We start from the raw sequence: 543 nt of genomic DNA, 5'->3' as shown, positions 1-543 counted from the left end.
TGACCCCCGCCCACCCCGCGTACGTGATCTACACCTCCGGGTCCACCGGCCGCCCCAAGGCCGTGGTGATGCCGCACTCCGGCCTGGCCAACCTGCTGACCTGGCACGCCGTCAGGTTCCCGGGCGGCCGCGGGGTGCGCACCGCCCAGTTCACCGCGATCGGCTTCGACTTCTCGGTGCAGGAGATCCTGTCCCCCCTGGTCATGGGCAAGACCCTGGTGGTGCCGGCCGACCCGGTCCGGCGCGACGCCGACCGGCTCGCCGCCTGGCTGGAGGAGTACCGGGTCAACGAACTCTTCGCCCCCAACCTGGTGGTCGAGGCGCTCGCCGACGCCGCGCTGCGCGCCGGCCGCACCCTGCCCGACCTGACCGACGTCCTCCAGGGCGGTGAGGCGCTCACCGCCGGCGACCGGGTCCGGGCCTTCCACCGGCTGCTGCCCGGACGGCGGATGCACAACGTCTACGGCCCCGCCGAGACCCATGCCGTCACCACCCACACCCTTCCCGTGGATCCGTCGTCGTGGCCGGAGCCGGTGCCGATCG

1 protein-coding gene is annotated in these 543 nt (G+C 73.7%); it reads left to right on the top strand.

What is annotated here, in order from left to right:
- Positions 1-543, top strand: a 543-nt coding sequence (locus AA75_RS50370; RefSeq protein WP_033825175.1) for an AMP-binding protein, incomplete at both ends; no start/stop codon positions are given.

It is taken from the genome of Kitasatospora sp. MBT63 (assembly GCF_000710465.2).
Classification (GTDB): Bacteria; Actinomycetota; Actinomycetes; order Streptomycetales; family Streptomycetaceae; genus Kitasatospora.
Note: the sequence above shows the minus strand (reverse complement) of the source record. Positions and strands in the feature narration are given on the sequence as shown.